Origin of the sequence: Polyangium spumosum (assembly GCF_009649845.1) — a bacterium.
GTDB classification, from domain to species: Bacteria; Myxococcota_A; Polyangia; order Polyangiales; family Polyangiaceae; genus Polyangium; species Polyangium spumosum.
Window position 1 is genome coordinate 268891 of the sequence record NZ_WJIE01000004.1, and the last position, 19359, is coordinate 288249.

A 19359-nucleotide genomic window follows, 5' to 3' on the forward strand; every position below is an offset into this window, starting at 1 on the left:
CTTGGAGCACGGAGGCGCGCCCATGCGTAGAGCGATGCTGATCCTCGTCGGGCTCGTGGTCCTCGGTTCGTCCGTACGAACCGCGGAGGCTCAGGAGAAGGACAAGAAACCTCGCGGCGCGATCACGCTCTCGGAGGTCACGATCACCGGCCGCATCGAGAAGCCGATCGCCGCCGTCGACGTGAGCCGCATCCAGCCGAAGCTCACCCTCGCCGAGCTCCGGCAGCCCTTCCTCGATCGCATCGAGGAGGCCATCTTCAAGGATCCTTTCTGATCCAACGATCTCCCCGAGGCGCTTGATCCTCGCGCTCGGCGCCCTGCTCACCCTCGCCTCCGTGCTGCTCGCGTGGTCGCACCTCGCGCGCGTGCGGCGGGCGACCTCCGGAAAGACCGCCGAGCTCGTCGTCGCGCTGAAGCGCCTCCCCGCGAGCGAGCGCGCCGCGGCCCTCGCCACGCGTGCGCCCGAAGGCAGCGCCGAGCGCCGCCTCGCCGCGCTGATCCAGCCGACCGACGAGGCCACAGGCGAAGCCCGCAGCGCCGCCGTCGACGAGCTGCTCGCCGAGATCGAACGCGCGCTCGAGGCGAGCGCCTCCTGGCCCGGCGCCGCGACGCGCATCGCGGCTCATGGAGGCCTGCTCCTCGCGGTGATCACCGTCCTCGTTCGCCCCGGCTCCATCTCGTTCGTCGCGCCTGCGCTCCTCGTCCTCGGCCTCGGCGGCGCGGCCACCTGCGCGGCCCTCGGGCGCCGCGCGCGTGAGCTCGCCGAGGCGCAACGCAAGGCCGTGGACGCGCTCGTCGACGCCCTCGGCTTGCGCGAGCCGCTCGCCCCGGGCGCTTTGCCGAGGGCGCCTCGTCCGGGCCGAAGGCGCGGCGTTTGAGCCGCGGGCTTTACCGATCTGGCGGCCTTGTGTACGCTTCCCTTGAAACTTCCGTGTCGGCTGGGCGTCTTCAGCGCTCCAGGCGGAGGCCCTTTTCATGACGCAGACGACGACGCAGACGGGGTCCGGGACGAAGCCCGGTCAGATGACCGCGGTCATGCGGGCCATGAACCAGGCGCCGGGACCGAAGGTCCTGCGCGTCGGGGTCGTCCTCGGCGGCAAGGTGATCGAGGAGCGCATCATCAAGCAGCGCACCCACGTCACCATCGGCCCCAGCGAAAAGAGCATGTTCGTCACGCCGAACAAGAACGTGCCGCCGAGCTTCCGGCTCTTCGAACTGGTCGGCGACGAGTACGCGCTGAACTTCCTCGAAGGCATGAGCGGTCGCGTCGCGCTGAAGACCGGCGTGACCGACCTCGCCTCGCTGAAATCGCAGGCCAAGAAGGTCTCGTTCGGCAACACGCAGGCGTTCCAGGTGCCGCTCAGCGACGACGCGCGCGGCAAGATCGTCGTCGGTGACACGACCTTCCTCTTCCAGTTCGTCGCGGCGCCGCCGCCTCAGCCGAAGCCGCAGCTCCCCGCGTCGGTGCGCGGCGGGTTCGTCCAGTCGATCGACTGGACCACCACGATCATCGCGGCCTTCTCGTTCCTCCTGCACTTCGGCGCGGTCGGCACGATTTACTCGGACTGGATGGATCCGCTCGTCAACGACGAGGTCGACGTCGCGCAGATCCTCGAGAGCGTGCGTAGCCTGCCTCCTCCGCCGCCGGTCGAGCAGCCGAAGGAGACGGACACGACGCCCACGCAGGCCTCGACCGCGCAGGCCGAGGCGCCCAAGCCTTCGGCGGGCGCGTCTGCAGCGAAGGGCGCGGGGGGCGGCAAGATCAGCGACGCGCGCGCCTCGGCGATCGCCAACGAGCTCGCGCAGCTCGACATGCAGATGCTCGGCGCCCTGAACGCCTCGGGCAACGCGACGGCCGGCGTCCTCGATCGTGGCGACGTCCCGCTCGGCCTGCTCGACAACGCGGCGGCCTCGGGCGCGGGCGCGGGGCTCGGCGGCATCGCGGGCCTGAACCTCGGCGCGGCGGGCGGCGGGACGGTCCGGCCCGGCGCGGCGGGCGGCGGCGGGCTCGCGAGTATCGGCGACACGCAGGCCGCCACGGCGGCGAGCGCGCAGGGCGCGGTGAAGACGGTCAAGGGCCCGACGGGCAGCGCGAACGTCGGCGGCGCGGCGGTCTCGGGTGGCAACGTCGCGAACGCCTCGTCCGTCGTGGCCGGCATGGCCGCGGGCTTCCGCCGTTGTTACAACCGCGGCCTGCAGAGCGACCCGACGATGAAGGGCTCGGTGCGCATCACCGCGAAGATCGGCCCGAACGGCGAGGTCCTCTCCGCGTCGCCCTCGGGCGGCGGCGGCCTCTCGGGCGAGGTCATCTCCTGCGTCGTGGCGCGCGTGCAGAGCGCGCAGTTCGCGCCTCCCGAGGGTGGCGGCGCGACCGTCGTCATCCCCGTCTCGTTCGTCAGCCAGTGATCGATCGCCTCGATCCTGCGGCTCCTGTCCGGGGCGCGTGAATGTCCGTGCCCCGCGGCGCAACGAACCCCCCGAGAGACCCTCCACGCCGGCCGTAAAAACGGCGGGATTTCCCGGGGTTTCTCCGCCTGCCCGCGTTGACAGGTGCGCTCGCCCGCTTCTATAGTGACCCCGTCTGGCCCTTCGGAGGACTTCGATGCAGCGAGAACGGATGCTCGGCTTCGGCGCGCTTTGCGCGCTTTCGCTGTTCGTGGCGGCCGGCATCGCGTCTGCACAGGCGCAAGGCGCGCCTCCGCCGCCGCCCGACACGAACGCGGGCCTTCAGCGTCAGGTCACGCTCACGCCTGCGCAGCAGCTCCAGGAGACGGACACCTACCTCGCGCGGATGGAGAGCGCGCGCAGCGTCGTGCGTCGCCTGCTCGAGGAGGCGCGATCGCAGCGCGACGTGGTGAAGACGCTCTGCCTGAACGACAAACTCAACCAGATCGACGTGACGCTGCGCAGCGCGCGAGAGCGTCGGCAGTCGCTCGATCTCGCGGTGAAGCGTGACGACGCGGAGATGTCGTCCCACGAGTTCACGATCCTCGGCGTCCTGCGGCAGCGCGTCGAGCAGCTCACGGCCGAGGCGAACCAGTGCATCGGGAAAGACGCCGACATCCTCGGCGAGACGTCGACGGTCACGCAGATCGATCCTGGCATCCCCGACGATCCTGCGTTTTTCCCGCCTCCCATCATCATCCAGGAGCCCGCGCCCTCCGCGAGCGTGATCAAGTGACGCGTTCGGTAGGTCCGTCGGAGCATCGCCCGATCCCATGAAGAAGCGTGGTCTGCTGATCGCGGCGCTCTCTCTGACGAGCCTCGCGCCTGCCACGGCGTTCGGTCAGGACCAACCCTGGCTCTCCGATCGTCGCTTCACGGTGGGCCCGGGGTACCGCGTCGGCGACTACGAGCTACACCCGGGCGTCGCGCTCGAGTTCGGCTACGACTCGAACTTCTTTTTGCGCGCGAGTGAAGGTGACGCGCCTGGTGATCCCGTGGGCGCGATGCGCCTGCGCGTCACGCCGTCGTTCTCGTTCTCGACGCTCGGCCCGCAGCGCCGGGCCGGCGGCGGCGCCTCGCAGGCCGCGCCCACGGCGGAGTTCTCGGGCGGTTTGTCCGTCACCTACAACGAGTTCTTCCCGGTCTCCGGCCCGCAGGAGGGCAAGGATCGGATGTGGCAGCAGCGCAACGTCAGCGGCCTCTTCGACGTGCGCCTCAACATCCTGCCCACGCGCCCCTGGTCGGGCGTGCTCTATGCGAGCGTCGGGCGCCTCATCCAGGCCACGCAAGAGGGCGTGATCCGCGACGACGCCCCGAACGATAGTTACAACCGCTTCACGCCGAACGCTGGCGCCGAGCTCGTGTGGAACCCGAACGGCGGCCTTCTCGACTGGCGCCTCGGCTACAACTTCGCCGGCACCGTCTTCGAGTCGAACCGCTTCGGCGGCCTGACGAACATCCACCACACCTTCCAGACGCGGGGCCGCTGGCGCTTCCTGCCGCGCTCGGCGCTCCTCTACGACGCGCGCGTCGGCATCATCCACTACCTCGATCCGAGCGAGAAGACGGGCTCGACGCCGCTCCGCGTGCAGATCGGCTACAACGGCCTCATCACGAAGAACTTCGGCGCGTTGATCATGGCGGGCTGGGGCGCGAGCTTCTACGACCCGTCCGCCAGCGAGACCGAAGAGACCGTTCAGGATTTCGACAGCCTCATCGGCCAGGCCGAGATCCGTTACTTCCTCACGCCGAACCCGAGCACCGATCCGCAGGCCGCGAGCACCACGCTCTCGTCGGTCTCGCTCGGCTTCACGCGCGACTTCCATGACGCGTACGTCGGCTCGTACTTCGAGCGTGATCGCGGGTACCTGAAGCTCACGTATTTCTTCGGCGGCCGCTTCGTCGTGATCGTCGACGCCGGCGTCGGCGCCCTCGTGAACCCGGCGATCAACACGCCGAGCCTCCAGGAGAACCCCTGGACCGACATCCGCGTCGACGCCGCGGGCTTCGCCGAGTACCGCTTCAAGGACGCGTTCGGCATCAACACGACGCTGCGCTACAACACGCGCATCAGCGACAACTCCTTCACCATCCCCGGCATCGGCGAGGACAAGCTCCAGTGGCAGCAGTTCGAGGCCTACCTGGGCGCCCGCTGGCTCATGTGATGCGGAGGCGCGACCTCCTCGCGACGCTCGCGTTCCTGCTCGTCGCCTGTGGCGGACGCCCGCGCCCCGTGGATCTCCCGGCCCCCGTGAGCAACGCGACCGTGGGCGTGGGCGACGTCTTCGAGATGCGCATCGTGCGCGAGGACAACCTGCCCACGATGTTCACGGTCGCGCCCGACGGCACGGTCGATCTGCCCTACATCAAGCGCGTCAAGGTCGCGGGCCTCGAGCCGCAGCAGATCGCGGAGATCGTCCGCAAGCGGCTGGTCGAAGCAGAGATCCTGACCGACCCGATCGTGAGCGTGAGCATCAAGGAGTACAACTCCAAGCGCGTCGAGGTGCTCGGCGAGGTGCAGCGCTCGGGCTCCTTGCGCTTCGAGTCCGGCATGACGCTCCTCCGCGCGATCTCGCTCGCCGGCGGCTTCAACCAGATGGCCGCGCGTGACAAGGTCACGATCCGCCGTCAGGTCGGCGACAAGACGCGCGCCGTCACGGTGAGCGTCGAGGACATCATCGACAACGCGATCCCCGACGTCCCGCTCCAGGCAGGCGACTCGATCAACATCCCGCAGCGTGTGTGGTAGGCGGCGGACGCCCGGTTCGTCCGGGCGTCAGTGCTTGCGGGACAAATGGAAGTGGCGCTTGCCCGTGGCCGGATCGGTCGTCGGGGCCTCGATCTTGAGCATGCCGAGCGCGACCTCGCGGACGCGGCCGTCCTTCTCCTGCCGCAGCCGGATGCGCTCGCCGTCGGAGCTCATCACCTCGCACTCGCCGAAGTGGAAGTGGCTCACGAGATCCCCCGTCTCCGGGTACACCTCCACGTCGTCGCGGTGCTGCATCGGGCGCGCGACCGGCGTGGGCGCCGTAGGCAGATCGGACGCGGCATGCGCGGCCGCGGGGAACGGGGAGACCGCGCGAGGCGCCTCGGGATGCGTGATCCGCGGCGCGGGCGCCGCCGTGCGGGCAGGGGAGGGCACCTGCGCCTGCACCTGCGCCTGCACCTGCGCCTGCGCCTGCGCGCCGTTGACGGCGAACGAACGATCGTCGCCCTGCCGCACGAGCGCGACGTCGTCGAGCGCGGTCGCGAAGATCTCGAGCGAGAGCGCGCGCGCCGCGACGATCTCCCCGGCGAACGTCTGCAGGCCGAACGGACCCTCCTGCACGAGCGTGGCGAAGAGCCGCACGCTCACGCCTGCACCCTCCGTCGCGATGTTGCCGGTGACGGAGACGGCCATCACGGGCGCGTCGATCCGCCGCGTCACGCGCGCGCCGCCCGCGTCCACGCTCGCGAGCTCCACGCTGTCGAGCACGCCCGTACCCGACAGCCGACCGGCCCTGGCGGAGGCCTCCTCGAGCGCGCGCGCGAGCTCGCGTGGCACCACCTCGCCGCTCTCGGCCCTGACGACCAGATGGCGAATCCCTCTCGATTCGACGACGTTCATCGACGCTTTCCTCGTTTGTCCCGCTGCACCGTGATCTCGAACTGCGGCACGTTCGCAGCGCGCTTTTCCCCCGGATCTCCCGTCGCCGCCGTGATGCGATCCGCCGGCAACCCGGCGGCCACGAGCGCCTCCTTCACGGCGAGCGCTCGTTTCTCGGCGAGCTCGAGCCCCTTCGCCGACTCGTCCCCGGCGCGATCGGCGTACCCCTCGATGACGATGGTGGCGATGGGAGCGCGGCCCGCGGCGAGCTGCGCCATCTGTCGCAACATCTCCTCCATCGGCTTGCTCGGCTCCGCCTTGCCCGGGGCAAACCGCGCGGGCGCCTCCGCGACGATGCGATCTCCGGACCAGCGCACCCGCGACTTCGCGCCTGCCTCGGGGCAGCCGTCCGCGTCGTCCTTGCCGTCGATCGTCTCGGCCTGGAGCGGGCACTTGTCGGCCTTGTCGGCGACGCCGTCCTCGTCGTTGTCGAGCTCCGGGCAGCCGTCCTCGTCCTCGAAGCCGTCGAGATCCTCGCGCGCGTCGGGGCATCGATCGGCCGCGTCGAGGACCTGATCGAGATCGTTGTCCGGGTCGGGGCAGCCGTCGTCGTCCTTGAAGCCGTCCTTGTCCTCGGCGCCGTTCGGGCACTTGTCGACCTTGTCGAGCAGCCCGTCCTCGTCGTTGTCGGGATCGGGGCAGCCGTCCTCGTCCTTGAAGTTGTCCTTGTCCTCGGCCTCGTTGCGGCACTGGTCGGACTCGTCGAGCACGCCGTCCTCGTCGTCGTCGGGATCGGGGCAGCCGTCGTCGTCCTTGAAGCCGTCGACCGTCTCGGCCGCGTCGCGGCACTTGTCCTTCGTGTCGGGGATCCGATCGCCGTCGTTGTCGAGCTCGGGGCAGCCGTCGCCGTCCTGGAAGCCGTCGCGATCCTCGGCGACGTCCGGGCATTTGTCGTCGCGATCGAGCACGCCGTCGCTGTCCTTGTCGCGGCCGGTGGGCGCGTAACGCGCGGCGAGGCCGAAGCGGAAGCGCGGCGTCGTCACCGCGGCCTCCGACGAGAAGGGGATCGGCCCGCCGCCGGAGAGCGTGAACGACATGTCGCCGCCGAGCAGCGGCGCCGTCGTCGCCGAGAGGATCCACTCCGCGGGGACGAACGCAGGGCTCTGGGGCTCGTCCGCCGTGCGCGCGGGCGGATCCTGCGCGGCGAAGTTGTACAGGACGAACGCCTCGCCGGCCGCGGTCAGCCATCCGTTCGGCAGGACGTCGAACGACGCGCCGAGCGCGCCGCCGAGCTGCGAGCCGATGCGCGCGTTCGCAAGGCGCGCCTCACCGCGGATACGCGCGCTCGCCTCGAGGCCGGCCTCGAAGCGGCCGCGGCGGTACGACGCGAGGACCGACGGGAACCACGTGATCGTCCGGCCGCTCGCGAATGCCTGCGCGTCCCCCGCGGGCACGGCGACCTCGAAGCGGCCGACGACGCTCGCTCCATCGGCGCTGCCCGAGCGAGGTCGCGGCAGGATCGACGCGGCGAAGCCGAAGCGCACGTCGCGCATGGTGCTCCGCGGCAGCTCGGCGTCGGTCGCCCTCGCGACGCCGATGCCCGAGCCATCCTGGTAAAACGTGATCGGCAACGCGGCCGTGATCTCGAGCCTGTCGTGCACGCCGAGCGACCAGAGGAAGGTCCCGTTCACCGCGTTGTCGACGACGTGGAGGACGGTCCCGTCGGGATCGGGCGAGCTCACGCGTAGCCCGATCGGCCGCGACAGGTAGCCCAGCGCGAGCCCGAACGAGGCCTTGCCCGCGGGCGCGAGCACGGGCGTCCCGAGCGAGAGGAACGGCCCCGCGCCTGCGTGCACCCACAGGTTGTCGGCGTTGATGCAGCCGCTGAGCTCGGCGCGTGCATCACACTGCGCCTCGGCCACGCTCGGCGCGAGCGTCAGCGCGGAGGCGGCCGCGAGCAGCGAGCCGAACAAGCGGAGGAGGTCGGGCTTCTGGGCAGGAAGGAATGTCATGGCAGGTGGAATCCGGTCGCGGTCCCAGCGCCTTCCGTGCCCGCGGAAGCGGACGGCCCATGGCGCGACCGCACGTCTACTCCTTTCCCGTCCGGAGTCAAAACGGCAAACGCGGCGTAGCTGCCAGGTCGACACGAGCCGTGGTAGGACAGGCGCGAAAGGAAGGCGCTGGGCTCGCCATGATCGACGAAACGCACCCCTTGCTGCTGGGCTCGGCGTCGCCGCGGCGCCGCGAGATCCTCGGCACGCTCGGCCTGCCCCTGCGGGTCGTGTCGCTCGACATCGACGAGCGGCTGCGGCCGAGGGAGGGGCCGCTGCCCTACCTCGAGCGTGTCGTGTCGGACAAGCTCGCCGCGGCGACGCCACACGCGGTGGGCGTGGGCGCGGTGCTCGTGGCCGACACCTCGGTGATCCTGGGCGACGTCGCGCTCGGCAAGCCCGCGGACGACGCCGAAGCGCGCGCCATGCTCGCGGCCCTCGCGGGTCGCGAGCACGAGGTCTGGACCCGCTTCGTGATCGCCGCGGGCGCCGATCCCACGCGCCCCGTCCACGCCGAGACCGTACGGACCCGTGTCTTCTTCCGCGCGCTCGACGCGGCCGAGATCCAGGCCTACGCCGCGACGGGCGAGGGCCTCGACAAGGCGGGCGCCTACGCGATCCAGGGCATCGGCAGCTTCGCCGTCGAGCGCATCGAGGGCTCGTACTCCAACGTCGTGGGCCTTCCGGCGTGTGAGGTCATCGTCGCCTTGCGCCGCGCGGGCCTGCTCGGGCGATTCCCGCGCCCCACGCACGCGTGACGGCCCCGAGCACCTCGCCCCGCCGACGGGACACCCTGATCGTCCTCGCGGCCGCGCTGCTCGCGCGCCTCGCCGTCGTGGCCTGGGCTGCGCCACGTTTCCCGCCGACCGCGGACGGCACCTTCTATCACCGCATCGCCGAGCGCGTGGCCGCGGGCCTCGGCTACACGTGGCTCTGGCCCGACGGCGTCGTCACCTACGCCGCGCATTACCCCGTCGGGTACCCGGCGCTCATCGGCGGCGCGTACGCGCTCTTCGGCGCGCATCCGGGCGTCGCGATGCTGATGAACGCCGTGCTCGGCGCGCTCGCCGCGGTCGCCGTCCATCGCCTCGCGGCGCGCGCGGTCTCCCCGGGCCCTGCGCTCGCTGCGGGTTTGCTCGTCGCGCTGCATCCGGGCCTCGTCGCGTACACGCCGGCGCTCATGAGTGAAGGCGTCACGGCCGCGCTCGTCACGTGCGCCGCGTGGGCGGCCGCGTGGCTGCGCGACGCCGTGCCTCTCGGCGCGCCGCGTACGATCGTGGCGCGCGTCGTGGTCCTCGGCGTCGTCGTCGGCCTCGCCACGCTCGTCCGTCCGCAGAGCCTCGTCTTCGCGCCTCTCTTCGCGCTGCTCGCGCTCGCGCCGCTCGCGGGACGACGCGCGGGCTGGAAGGCGCTTGGCTTCGCTGCGCTCGCCACGGCTTTTGCGCTCGCCGTGTGTGCTCCCTGGACCGCGCGTAACTGCGAGCGCATGAACCGCTGCGCGCTCGTCAGCGTCAACGGCGGCTGGAACCTGCTCATCGGCGCGGATCCCGCGTCCACCGGGGCGTGGTCACCGATCAAGGTCCCGGACGCGTGCCGCGAGGTCTGGGACGAAGCGGGCAAGGACGCGTGTTTTGGCCGCGCGGCCGCGCTCTACATCACGGAGCACCCGGGCGCCTGGCTCTCGCTCGTCCCGCGCAAGCTCGCGGCGACGTTCGACTACTGCGGCGCGGCTGGCTGGTACCTGCACGAGTCGAACGGCGCGGCTTGCGACGACACGTGCAAGCTCGTTCTCGGCGTCGTCGAGACCCTCTACGAGCGCCTCGTCCTCGCGCTCTCCCTCGTGGGCCTCGCCCTCGCGGCGCCGGCAGCGCGCGGCCGCAAGATCGCGACACGCCTCGTCGTGGCGCTCGGGATCGTCTTCCTGTTCCAGACGCACGCGTGGGTCGCCTACCTCGCGCTCGTCGTGGCGGCGCTCTTCGGCGGACGTTCTTTGTTACGAGGCCCCGTCTTGCCTGCGGCTGCGGTGATCGTCCTCGGCGCGACCTTGCTGACGCACGCGGTGTTCTTCGGCGCGGGGCGTTACGGGCTCGTGACGTTTCCGCTGATCGCGGGGATGGCGGGGATGGTGTTTGCGTGGAGGCGCGAGCCGGAGCGGTCGTCGGCGGTCGCCGCGGACCCTGCGTGAAGCTTTTCAGCTTGGCTCGTCGAGCACGTCCGCGAGCGTCTTGGCGCTGAGCACCCGCTCGCCCCACAGCTCGAGCTGGTTGCTCTCCGCGCTCTCGATCCGGGCGATCGCGCTCGCCGGCAGATCACCGAAGCGGGCACGAAGCTGTCGAAGCAGCATGGTGCGTTCTCCCTGTGCGACACCCTCCGCGACATACTTCCTGGCGAAGTCGCTCTGGTACACGTAGCCCTTCATCATCGCCTCCAGGGCCCGACGGGCCGCGTCGTTGAGAGAATTGTATACGAGATCGTAGTAGAGGCGCGCGCGCTCGTCATCGAGCCCCTCGATCACGGGCAGCACCGCCGCGGCGATCCTCGCCCCATGTTCCGTCTCGCCGTGCGCCATGGCCGAGAGCACGCCGAGCTCGGGCCGCCTGGCCGCGTCCTCGAGGTCCGTCACGACCGGAACCGCCTCGCGCCCCAGCACCGGTGGGCGCAGAACGAACCCGGGCACGCCCGTTTCGATCGGCTCCGCGCACCACGCCGCGACGGCGGGGTCCGGTGCGACCACGAGCAGACAGGCCGGGCAGCCGTGAATCGATCGCGAGACCGTCACATACGCGGGCCAACTGAAGCGCTTCCGAGCGGCGATCGCGAGCTGGACCTCGACGATGAGGACCAGGACCGGCACGTCACGGTCGAGCAAGAGGACGACGACGTCGGCGCGGTACTCCGCGGGCTGAACCCGGGTCAGGTCGATCGAGGCGAGGCGCGCATCGGTGTACGAGGGGAGGATGATGCCCAGCGTTTCGACCAGGATCTCGGGCGCGAGCGAGGGGCGATTTCGGAAGAGATCCACGAGGACCTCGTGGGCCATGGAGACCATGGCGGCGAGGTTCGCACGAGCGCGCGTCCGAGGACAAACCTCAGGGCGAACCCTCCCCCCTCCATTCCGGGGTCGCGTCTCCCTCTGCACAGCGCAGACACCGACCTGTGTGCGATCGGAAACACTTCTGCGCAGTGCAGAGGTTCTCGCCTGTTCGCCCTCGGCGGCCTGATCACCGCGTCTTTGACATGCCTCGCGAAGCCGAGCATTCTTGCGCCCGAGGGCTCTACTTGGCGCCCCCAGTTCTACGATGGGGCTCCGCCCGCCGAGCGGGCTTCGCCCCAAGCTCCAGTCGAGGTTCGGAGGAGACGACCCGATGCCGCTGATCGAGACCGAGGAGGCCGCACGCCGCTTGGCGCGCGCCATCGCGAGCGACCTCTCTCTCTACAACGAAGAGAAGATCGTCCAGGGGATCCAGAACGACGATCTCTTCACCGTCCTCGCTGAGGAGATCGAGGAGGGGCGCGCCCTCTACAAGAGCCGCGTCTCGCCCGACCTCTACATCAAGAACTTCTACGATCGCGCCATCGTCGACATCCTCGTGAAGTCGAAGGGGCACGTAAAATCCAAAATCTGGTAGCTCGACCTCCTGGATGAACTGCGCATCGCGCAGTTCATCCACCTTCGGTCCAGGCCGTGCCTGGTCCGGGTCCAGGGGTGGACAACCCCTGGTGGGGTGAAGGGGCAACGCCCCTTCTCACGCCTTCCTGATCGCCTCGATCGCGCCTGCCATGTCCGCGGGGATCGGGCTCTCGAAGTGCACATGCCTCCGCGTCGCGGGGTGCTCGAAGCCGAGCACCCGCGCGTGTAGCGCTTGCCGGCCGAGCGCCTCTGCCACCTCGCGCAGGGCCTTCTCCTTCGGCGTCTTCCCGTAGAGCGTGTCCCCGAGGATCGGCGTCTTCCCTCGCTCCGCGAGGTGCACGCGGATCTGATGCGTGCGCCCCGTCTCCAGACGACACGCGACGAGTGTCGCCGGCCCCAGACGCTCGAGCACCACCACACGCGTCACCGCGCGCTTGCCCTCCTCCACGTGTGTCGTGAAGCGCAGCCGATCCGTCGGGTGACGGCCGTGCAGGGTCGCGAAGGTCGCTTCCTTCGCCGCGCCCACCACCACGGCCACGTACTCGCGCTCGATGGCGTGCTTTGCGAACTGCGCCTTCAGCGCCTCGCGGGTCTCCGCGTCCTTCGCCACCACGAGTAGACCGCTCGTGTCCTTGTCGAGGCGGTGCACGATGCCGGGACGCAGGTGCCCCTCGGGATCGAGAGGATCGGCGCCTGCGCGTTCGAAGCCGCCGCGGCCGAGCAGCGCGTTGACCAGTGTCCCGCTCGCGTGACCCTTCGCTGGATGCACCACGAGCCCGGCGGGCTTGTCCACCACGAGCAGGTGCGCGTCCTCGTACACCACGGCGAGCTCGATCGAGCTGTCCGGCTCGGCGCGTGTTGGTTCGGGGGGCTCGGGGGTCACGTCGATGCGCGCGCCTTCGGCGACGGACATCGACGCGCGGCCTGGCTTGCCGTCGACGAGGACGCGGCCGTTTTCGATCCAGCGTTGCACCGCGGCGCGTGACGCGGCCGTGCCTGCCTTCTCCAGCAGCCGCACGACGAGCTTGTCCAGCCGGTCGCGCGGATCGGCCGCGCTCGCTTCGAACGTGGAGGTCACGAGGGGCTCGGGCGCGCTTCGTATCACGGACCGTGGATCAGTAGTCCGAGCTCTCGTCCTCGTCCTCTTCTCGCGAGTGCAGCTCGGGGTTGGCCGCGAGGTGCGAGTCGAGGTCGTCGAGCATCGCGCTCTCGCGCAGCTTGAGCAGGCCGAGCTGATGCGCGAGGTAGAGGTCGAAGGCCGTGTAACGCGGGAAGACGCGTACGTTCGTCTCGTCGTTCTCCAGGCCGAGGATCAGGAGCTCGCCGTCGCGCCTCGCCTCGCCGAGGTAGAGCGCGTTCCAGGGCTGGCCCGGCTTGTTCGGCAGGCGCACGACCTTGCCGCGGACGCGCGAGTCGGTCCATCCGAGCTCCACCATCGCCTCGGCGAGCTTGCGGACCGAGGTGATCTTCGGCTGCGGTGAGCGCGGGTCTGCGCCGAAGCGGTGCTTGCCTTTGAAGCGCTTGCCGAAGCTCGCGAACGTGAAGTCGTACGCGAGGAAGGTCCGGAGCGTGGGCGGCAGCTCCACCATCAGCTTCGACTCGAGGGCGTCGAGCGCGGCCGAGCTCGCGCCGACGACGCTCGCTCCCTCCGGGCGCTTCGAAAGCTCCGCGATGACGCGCTGTACAAGCCCGATGCCTCGTTCGATGGTCGCCATGTCGTAGGCGTACACGACCGTCAAGGCGTGCGTTCTGTCAAGAGATTCCGTTGACTTTCGGACGGGGAGGGCGCTGGCTCGCCCCCGAGCACGGCCGCTCCATGCTTGGCACGGAGCAGGGCGAGCGCCGCGAAGCCGACCGCGACGGCGAACCACAAGGTGGCGAACCGCACGAGGATCATGGCCGCCGTCGCCGTCGCCGGCTCCACGCCGCCGAGGCGCGCCATCTGCTCCTCGAGCAGCTTCTCCGTCACGCCGAGGCCGCCCGGGACAGGCACGAGCGCGCCGGCGAGCGTGGCCGTCGAGTAGAAAAACATCGTCAGCGGCATCGACGCTTGCTCGGCGAACCCGCGCAGGATGACCCAGAGGCCGATGCCTTCGAGGGACCACGCGCCGATCGAGAGCAGCGTCGGCCACACGAGCTGCGCGGGCGAGACGATCGTCCGCAGGCCGCCGAGCGCCTCGTTGATCTTCGGCGCGAGTTTCCCGCCGACGCGCCCGAGCGGACCGGGGAGCCTCGGCAAGAGCCGTATGACGGCGCCGTTCACGGCGGGGACGGAGACGAAGACGAGGAGCGCGATCACGGTGAAGGCGCCGAAGCCGGCCCAGATCGCGCCGCCGGGGAAGCTCGCGCTGCCGACCGCGATGATGGTGATGACGCCGATGAGATCCGTGACGCGCTCGGCGATGACGATGGGCGCGGTGCGCTCGATGGGGATCTTGCGGAGCTGGAAGAGGATCAGCGACTTGAAGACCTCGCCGACCTTGCCCGGCGTGACCGTCAGGACGAACCCCGACAGGAAGACGAGCAGGCTCTCGAGCTTGGGCACGCCGCGGATGTCGAGCCGCGCGAGGTAGTACTCCCACTTGAGGTAACGCAGGAGGTAGTTGCCGAACGCGAGCGCGCAGGCGATCACGAACGTCGACCAGGCGTAGACGGAGAGGCGCGCGGCGATGAGGTTCGCGTCGCGGTAGAGGACGAGCGCGCCGTAGAGGACGACGCCGAGCAGCATCACCAGCACGACGCGGCGGACCAGGTTGTTCAAGGAGCCGCTCCGATCATGGGGACTTCGCGCGCTTGCTGGCGCGCCTCGCGCGCAGGGCGAGGTAGACGATCGCGCCGAGCACCACGGCGGCGCCGAGCGCGGCGACGGCCCACCAGGGCGCGACCAAAACACCGCGGGCGAGGCCCTCGGGGGGCCGCTCGGTTTTCGTCTGCACGAAGCTCACGCGGGCTCGTCGTTACACGGGCCTAGGGGGAAGGGCAAGAAGCGGTATTGTTCGCGCACGCGAGAGGTCGCGAGGAGGAGGACGGGATGGGTCTGCTCGACGGCAAGGTGGCAATCATCACGGGCGCAGGCGGCGGGATCGGCCGCGCGGAGGCGCTGCTCTTCGCCCGGGAGGGCGCGAAGGTGGTCGTCAACGACGTCGGCGGCGCGCGCGACGGAAGCGGCGGAAGTGACGCCATGGCGCGGAAGGTCGTGGAGGAGATCACGGCGGAGGGCGGCGTCGCCGTGCCGAACTTCGACACGGTGGCGACGGCCGCGGGCGCGGCGGGCATCGTGAAGAGCGCGCTCGACGCGTTTGGCCGGATCGACGTGCTCGTGAACAACGCGGGCATCCTGCGAGACAAGACGCTGCTCAAGCTCGACGAGGAGCTCTGGGACAGCGTGATCGCCGTGCACTTGAAGGGCACGTTCCTCGTCACGCAGGCGGTGGTGAAGCAGATGGTCGCGCAGGGCGGCGGGGGCCGCGTCGTCAACACGACGAGCGTCTCGGGCATGGTCGGCAACTTCGGCCAATCGAACTACGCGGCCGCGAAGGCCGGGATTTACGGCTTCACGCGCACGGCGGCGATCGAGCTGCAGAAGCACCGCATCACGGTGAACGCGCTCGCGCCGGTGGCCAAGACGCGCATGACCGAGGATCTCCCGATGTTCCAGGCCGGCATGGAGTCGCTCACGCCCGAGCACATCGCGCCGGCGGCGCTCTTTCTGGGCTCGGATCTCTGCGGGGATCGCACGGGGCACGTCCTCGCGGTCACGGGCTCGCAGGTCTTCGCGTACAAGGTCGTGCAAAGCGCGGGAAAGTTCAAAGACGAGGGCGCGGCGTGGACGGCCCAGGAGATCGCCGATCACTGGGACGTGATCACCAAGGTCTGAAGCCGGGCGGGCGGCCGACGATCACGCGCTGGTCTCCGGGTTGGCCCTGCGCCGCGGCTCACGGACCGCGCTCGTTCTCCGCGAAAGATCCCGCCCGGAACGGCCCGTTTCGGCCATCCCGGCCGTTGCTGGGCTGGGACACGGATGCTAGTTTCGATCTTCAGCGGCGGCCGTCGTGAGCCTTGATCCCACGATCTGCCCCTTCCGCTCCGGGAGCCTCACGAACCGGCATGTCGCGCGAAGCCCAAATCCCCCTGCTGCTCTGGATCTCCGCGGCCATCGTCGTCCACTGGATGGGCGGGAACGGTGCTGTGGAGGTCGCGCAGGTCGTCGAGGATCGCGCGCAGATCCGAGCTCTCGTCGATTCCGTTCGTGAGGGGCTGCGTCCCGAGGACACGCAGTTCGAGATCCTCGTCGATGCGCCCCCGACGCCCTCGCCGCAAGCGGCCGAGCCGCCCGAGGAGAAGGCCGACGAGACGAACGACGACGAGGAGTCGGATCCGGACGCCGTCCCGGAGCCGCCGAAGACGCCCAAGATCAAGCCGCCGAAGCCGGAGAAGAAAGAAGAGCCGAAGGTCGAGCCGCCCAAGGTCGAGCCTCCCAAGGAGGAGCCGAAGGTGGTCCCGCCGCCTCCGTTGATGCAGCCTCCGCCGCCGCCTCCACCGCCTCCGCCTCCGCCGCCGCCGACGCCGGAGGAGGTCGCGAAGCAGGAGCCGCCGAAGCCGATCCAGCCGGATCGCCGCATCTCGGTGCGCCAGCACGTCGAGCCGAACCAGAAGGACAACCCGTCGGCGAACCGCATCGCGGATCAGGCGAACACCGTGAAGGAAGAGACGGTCGCGCGCCTGCGGTCCCACGATCACGATCACGCCGAGACGAACGCGGGCGCGATGAAGAAACCCGCGACCTCGGGCGAGGGGAACGACGACCACGAGAAGGTCGCCGACAGCGAAGAGAAGGCCGGCTCGGACAAGGCGCCGGGCGAGTCGAAGGATCGCAGCGAGAGCGCCGAGCATCACCACACGGCGAAGCCCGCGCCGCCCGCGGCCGCGATCGCGAAGGCGTCACCGCCTCCGTCGGCGCCCGGTGGAACGACGGGTGGAGGCGCGAACGCGCCGAAGACGCCCGCAGCTCCGCCCCCGAGCCCCGGCGGCGCAGGTCCCGCGTCACCCGAGGTCGTCGCAGGCGCAGGGCCGGGCGGGTTCACCATGGATCCGGCGAACCCCGGCGGAGACGGCAAGAGCCGGAGGGCCGGAAAGAAGCGGCGACCGGCGCCGTATCAGAGCCCGGTCAAGGTCGGCTCCGTGGGCCTCGGCGCGCCCGGGATCGCCGGCGGGCCGAACCTGAACCTCTCCCACGCGGGCTTCGAGGCCTCGGTCGGTCGGGAAAAACTCCAGGCCGAGCGCGCGGCCGACGGCGCGGCGCGGCGCAGCGCGCATCGCGGCAAGTGGGACAAGAACAACTTCGGCAAGTACAAGGCCGCGATCGAGAACTACGAGCCGACGGTGAAGGTCGGCAACCAGACGGCGCTGAACGCCGCGCAGTCCGTGTTCGCCACGTACCTGAACACGATCCACAACCGCCTGCACCCGATCTTCGCCGAGGAGTTCCTCGCGTCGCTCGACAACCTCCCGCAGCAGCACAAGCTGAACACGAAGCTCGTCACGCACCTCGAGATCGTGCTGAGCAAGGACGAGGGGAAGATCGTCCGGATGGGCGTGACCCGAGCGAGCGGGACGACGGTCTTCGACATCGTGGCGCTGAACTCGATGAACCGCGCCTCGCCCTTCGGGAAGGCGCCCGACGCGATCGTGTCGCACGACGGCAAGGTCTACCTGCACTGGGAGTTCCACCGCGATCCGGTGGACGCATGCAGCACGCGGAACGCGTATCCGTACCTCCTGTCCGCGCCGAAGGGCGGCGGAGGCATCTCGCCGGTGGGGCCGCCGCGCGCGCCGACGCCGACGCACTCGGACGAGCGACGCGGTCCGCCTCCGCTCTTGCCTGTCCCGACGCGCTGAGCCTCACCCCCGGCCCCTCTCCCTCGCGGGAGAGGGGGGAAGATGTGGAGCAGGGTTTGTCGAGGACAGGCCGAGACGACCCGCCCCTGAACTGGTAGTATCGGCCCCGATGTCCAAGGACGCTGCATCCGCAGCTCGCGTGAGCATCGCGCGGATCGAGCAAACGCTCGCGGACTCGCCGGCTTTCGTCCGTGTCGAGCCGCGTTTCTACGTGGTCCGGCAGGGGACGGCGTACATCTACATCCAGATCCTCCCGTGGGAGCCGGACCGCGCCGTCGTGCGGTTCGTGGCGCAGCTCGTCCGCGGCGTCGAGATGACGCCCGACCTCGCGATGAAGCTCCTGCGCATGAACGCGCGCCTCCGGTTCGGGGCCTTCGGCTACGTCGCGCAGGGCGCGTGTGTGGTCCTCGTGCACACGTTGCTCGGCGGCGAGACGCTCGATCCGGACGAGATCCTCGCGGCCCTTCGTGACATGTCCGTCATCGCCGACGAGTACGACGACCGGATCTTCGAGGAGTTCGGCGGCCACCGCATGCAGGACCTGATCGACGCGTCCGCGGCGTCGTCGTTCTTCGACGGCATGGCCCAGCCGCGCGATTGCGACTGGAGCGACGCGTGAGCGAGCGTCTCTCCGGGTGCCGCTCGCGACGAGCCCGAGCGCGATGAGCACGGAAGGCGAAAGCGTCGAAGCTCCCGGAGCGCGTGGCTCGGCGCCCCCTCCGCCGCCCGCGCCCGCCGAGGCGCCGAGCAGCTTCGGCGCGCTCGTGTTCGTGCGTCCGCTCGCCGCGTTTGCGGTGATCGCCATGCTCCTCGGGCGCGTGATCGGGCCCTCCGTGCGAGGCCTGGCCGTCGGGCTCGGCAGGACGGGGGATGTCGTCGAGCTCGTGGGCGCCGCGATGTCGCAGTTTTTCCTGATCGTCGCGACGGTCGGCGCCATGGCGCTCGGCCTCTCCGCGCTGCGCGCAGGGTTGCCTTCGATCGTGCGCTTCGGGGCCGTCTTCGCGAGTGGCCTCGTCGTGCTCGTGACGCTCTCGGCGTCGGCTTCGCGTGTGCCGGAGGGCTCGCTCGTGCTCGTCGGGGGCGTGGCGTGCGCGCTCGCGCTGCTCGCGGCCTGGGACACGATGCGGACGCCGTTCGCGCGGGCGACCGCGGTGATGCTCGGGCTGCTCGGGCTCGGCGGGCTCATGCGGGTCGTGTCGGTGCTCATCGTGATGCGCGAAGGCGTGGCGCCGGCGGCGCTCGCGCGGATGGCGCGTGGCGTGTCGACGGTGGGGCTCTTGCTCGACGGCGCGGCGATGGCCGTGGCCGTGGGGGTCGTCTCGTCGCGCGGCAAGAAGCTCACGAGCCCGGCCACGCTCGTGGCGCTCGCGGCGGCGCTGTTCGCGACGCGGCAAGCGCTCGCGGGCTCGTCCGTCGACGCGGCGGCGATGAGCGTGCTCCTCTCGCGCGCGGCGAAGAACCTGATCTTGCGCCCCGAGCCTCTCGTCTCGCCCGCGATCGCCACGTTCGTCGCCTTCGCGGCGCCGGCGATCGCGTTGGCGGCGCTGTCGACGCGGACGCTCACGCCGGCGCTCTCCGGGGCGATCGCGCTCCTCCTGGTGGCGCGGGGCGCGCCCGACGTCCCGCTCTGCGCGCTCGCGCTGGTGCTCGCCTCGCTCGCGACCGTGCTCGCGTCGCGGGATCATCGAGGCCTCTGGGCCGCGCTCGCGGGAGAGGCGAAGGGCGCGCGGCCGGGCTGAACGTGGCGG

At 70.5% G+C, this 19359-nt stretch carries 20 protein-coding genes; 13 read left to right on the forward strand and 7 right to left on the reverse strand.

Translation table 11 applies throughout. From position 1 onward, the window contains the following. Positions 1-22 precede the first annotated feature (22 nt). From GF068_RS15020 to GF068_RS15045, 6 genes are all read left to right on the forward strand, one after another. On the forward strand, positions 23-274 hold the full coding sequence (locus tag GF068_RS15020) for a hypothetical protein (RefSeq protein WP_240806925.1): 252 nt from the start codon (positions 23-25) through the stop codon (positions 272-274). Positions 275-296: 22 nt separating this feature from the next. Continuing rightward, complete coding sequence (locus GF068_RS15025; RefSeq protein WP_153820091.1) at positions 297-878, forward strand: hypothetical protein; 582 nt, start codon at positions 297-299, stop codon at positions 876-878. Between the two features lie 97 nt (positions 879-975). Further along, complete coding sequence (locus GF068_RS15030; protein ID WP_153820092.1) at positions 976-2406, forward strand: AgmX/PglI C-terminal domain-containing protein; 1431 nt, start codon at positions 976-978, stop codon at positions 2404-2406. 196 nt (positions 2407-2602) lie between these two features. Then, a complete protein-coding gene (locus GF068_RS15035; protein WP_153820093.1) occupies positions 2603-3181 on the forward strand; it encodes a hypothetical protein in 579 nt (192 codons plus the stop codon). Between the two features lie 37 nt (positions 3182-3218). Continuing rightward, a complete protein-coding gene (locus GF068_RS15040) occupies positions 3219-4610 on the forward strand; it encodes a hypothetical protein (protein ID WP_153820094.1) in 1392 nt (463 codons plus the stop codon). Further along, entirely contained in the window at positions 4610-5194 is a 585-nt protein-coding gene (locus tag GF068_RS15045; protein ID WP_153820095.1) for a polysaccharide biosynthesis/export family protein, read from the forward strand. Before GF068_RS15040 ends, GF068_RS15045 begins: the two co-directional genes overlap by 1 nt. 27 nt (positions 5195-5221) lie before the next feature. Here GF068_RS15045 and GF068_RS15050 read toward each other — a convergent pair whose 3' ends face one another. Then, positions 5222-6052, reverse strand: a complete 831-nt coding sequence (locus GF068_RS15050; RefSeq protein ID WP_153820096.1) for a PCC domain-containing protein — start codon at positions 6050-6052, stop codon at positions 5222-5224. After that, entirely contained in the window at positions 6049-8043 is a 1995-nt protein-coding gene (locus GF068_RS15055) for an OmpA family protein (RefSeq protein ID WP_153820097.1), read from the reverse strand. The genes GF068_RS15050 and GF068_RS15055 overlap by 4 nt, the downstream gene beginning before the upstream one ends. Before the next feature lie 179 nt (positions 8044-8222). On the opposite strand from GF068_RS15055, the gene GF068_RS15060 reads away from it, so the two are divergent. Together GF068_RS15060 and GF068_RS15065 are read left to right on the forward strand one after the other, a co-directional pair. Further along, positions 8223-8840, forward strand: coding sequence for a Maf family protein (locus tag GF068_RS15060; protein WP_153820098.1), 618 nt, complete (start codon positions 8223-8225; stop codon positions 8838-8840). Then, positions 8837-10267 (forward strand): glycosyltransferase family 39 protein, encoded by a 1431-nt coding sequence (locus tag GF068_RS15065; protein WP_338046391.1) that lies wholly within the window; start codon positions 8837-8839, stop codon positions 10265-10267. Before GF068_RS15060 ends, GF068_RS15065 begins: the two co-directional genes overlap by 4 nt. Before the next feature lie 6 nt (positions 10268-10273). Here the strand turns inward: GF068_RS15065 and GF068_RS15070 are convergent, their stop codons facing one another. After that, the gene (locus tag GF068_RS15070; protein WP_153820099.1) at positions 10274-11131 is read right to left on the reverse strand and encodes a DUF4351 domain-containing protein; all 858 of its coding nucleotides are present in this window, start codon (positions 11129-11131) and stop codon (positions 10274-10276) included. A gap of 316 nt (positions 11132-11447) precedes the next feature. On the opposite strand from GF068_RS15070, the gene GF068_RS15075 reads away from it, so the two are divergent. Next, positions 11448-11711 (forward strand): hypothetical protein, encoded by a 264-nt coding sequence (locus GF068_RS15075; RefSeq protein ID WP_153820100.1) that lies wholly within the window; start codon positions 11448-11450, stop codon positions 11709-11711. A 117-nt stretch (positions 11712-11828) separates the two neighbouring features. On the opposite strand, the gene GF068_RS15080 is transcribed toward GF068_RS15075, so the two are convergent. The 4 genes from GF068_RS15080 to GF068_RS15095 are packed head-to-tail and all read right to left on the reverse strand — an operon-like array spanning position 11829 to position 14658. Continuing rightward, the gene (locus GF068_RS15080; protein WP_338046392.1) at positions 11829-12818 is read right to left on the reverse strand and encodes an RluA family pseudouridine synthase; all 990 of its coding nucleotides are present in this window, start codon (positions 12816-12818) and stop codon (positions 11829-11831) included. A 10-nt stretch (positions 12819-12828) separates the two neighbouring features. Beyond that, positions 12829-13428: an SMI1/KNR4 family protein gene (locus tag GF068_RS15085; RefSeq protein WP_153820101.1), complete on the reverse strand. Its 600-nt coding sequence runs from the start codon at positions 13426-13428 to the stop codon at positions 12829-12831. A gap of 20 nt (positions 13429-13448) precedes the next feature. After that, a complete protein-coding gene (locus tag GF068_RS15090) occupies positions 13449-14474 on the reverse strand; it encodes a lysylphosphatidylglycerol synthase transmembrane domain-containing protein (protein WP_153820102.1) in 1026 nt (341 codons plus the stop codon). 13 nt (positions 14475-14487) lie between these two features. Beyond that, positions 14488-14658, reverse strand: a complete 171-nt coding sequence (locus GF068_RS15095; protein ID WP_153820103.1) for a hypothetical protein — start codon at positions 14656-14658, stop codon at positions 14488-14490. 86 nt (positions 14659-14744) lie between these two features. Between GF068_RS15095 and GF068_RS15100 the strand changes: the two genes are divergently transcribed. The 4 genes from GF068_RS15100 to GF068_RS15115 all read left to right on the forward strand — a co-directional run bounded on the left by GF068_RS15100 (position 14745) and on the right by GF068_RS15115 (position 19350). Next, positions 14745-15590: an SDR family NAD(P)-dependent oxidoreductase gene (locus tag GF068_RS15100; protein WP_153820104.1), complete on the forward strand. Its 846-nt coding sequence runs from the start codon at positions 14745-14747 to the stop codon at positions 15588-15590. Between the two features lie 230 nt (positions 15591-15820). Then, positions 15821-17611, forward strand: coding sequence for a hypothetical protein (locus GF068_RS15105; protein WP_153820105.1), 1791 nt, complete (start codon positions 15821-15823; stop codon positions 17609-17611). 109 nt (positions 17612-17720) lie between these two features. Next, positions 17721-18230, forward strand: coding sequence for a T3SS (YopN, CesT) and YbjN peptide-binding chaperone 1 (locus GF068_RS15110; RefSeq protein WP_153820106.1), 510 nt, complete (start codon positions 17721-17723; stop codon positions 18228-18230). Positions 18231-18273: 43 nt separating this feature from the next. Beyond that, on the forward strand, positions 18274-19350 hold the full coding sequence (locus GF068_RS15115; RefSeq protein WP_153820107.1) for a hypothetical protein: 1077 nt from the start codon (positions 18274-18276) through the stop codon (positions 19348-19350). Positions 19351-19359 lie beyond the last annotated feature (9 nt).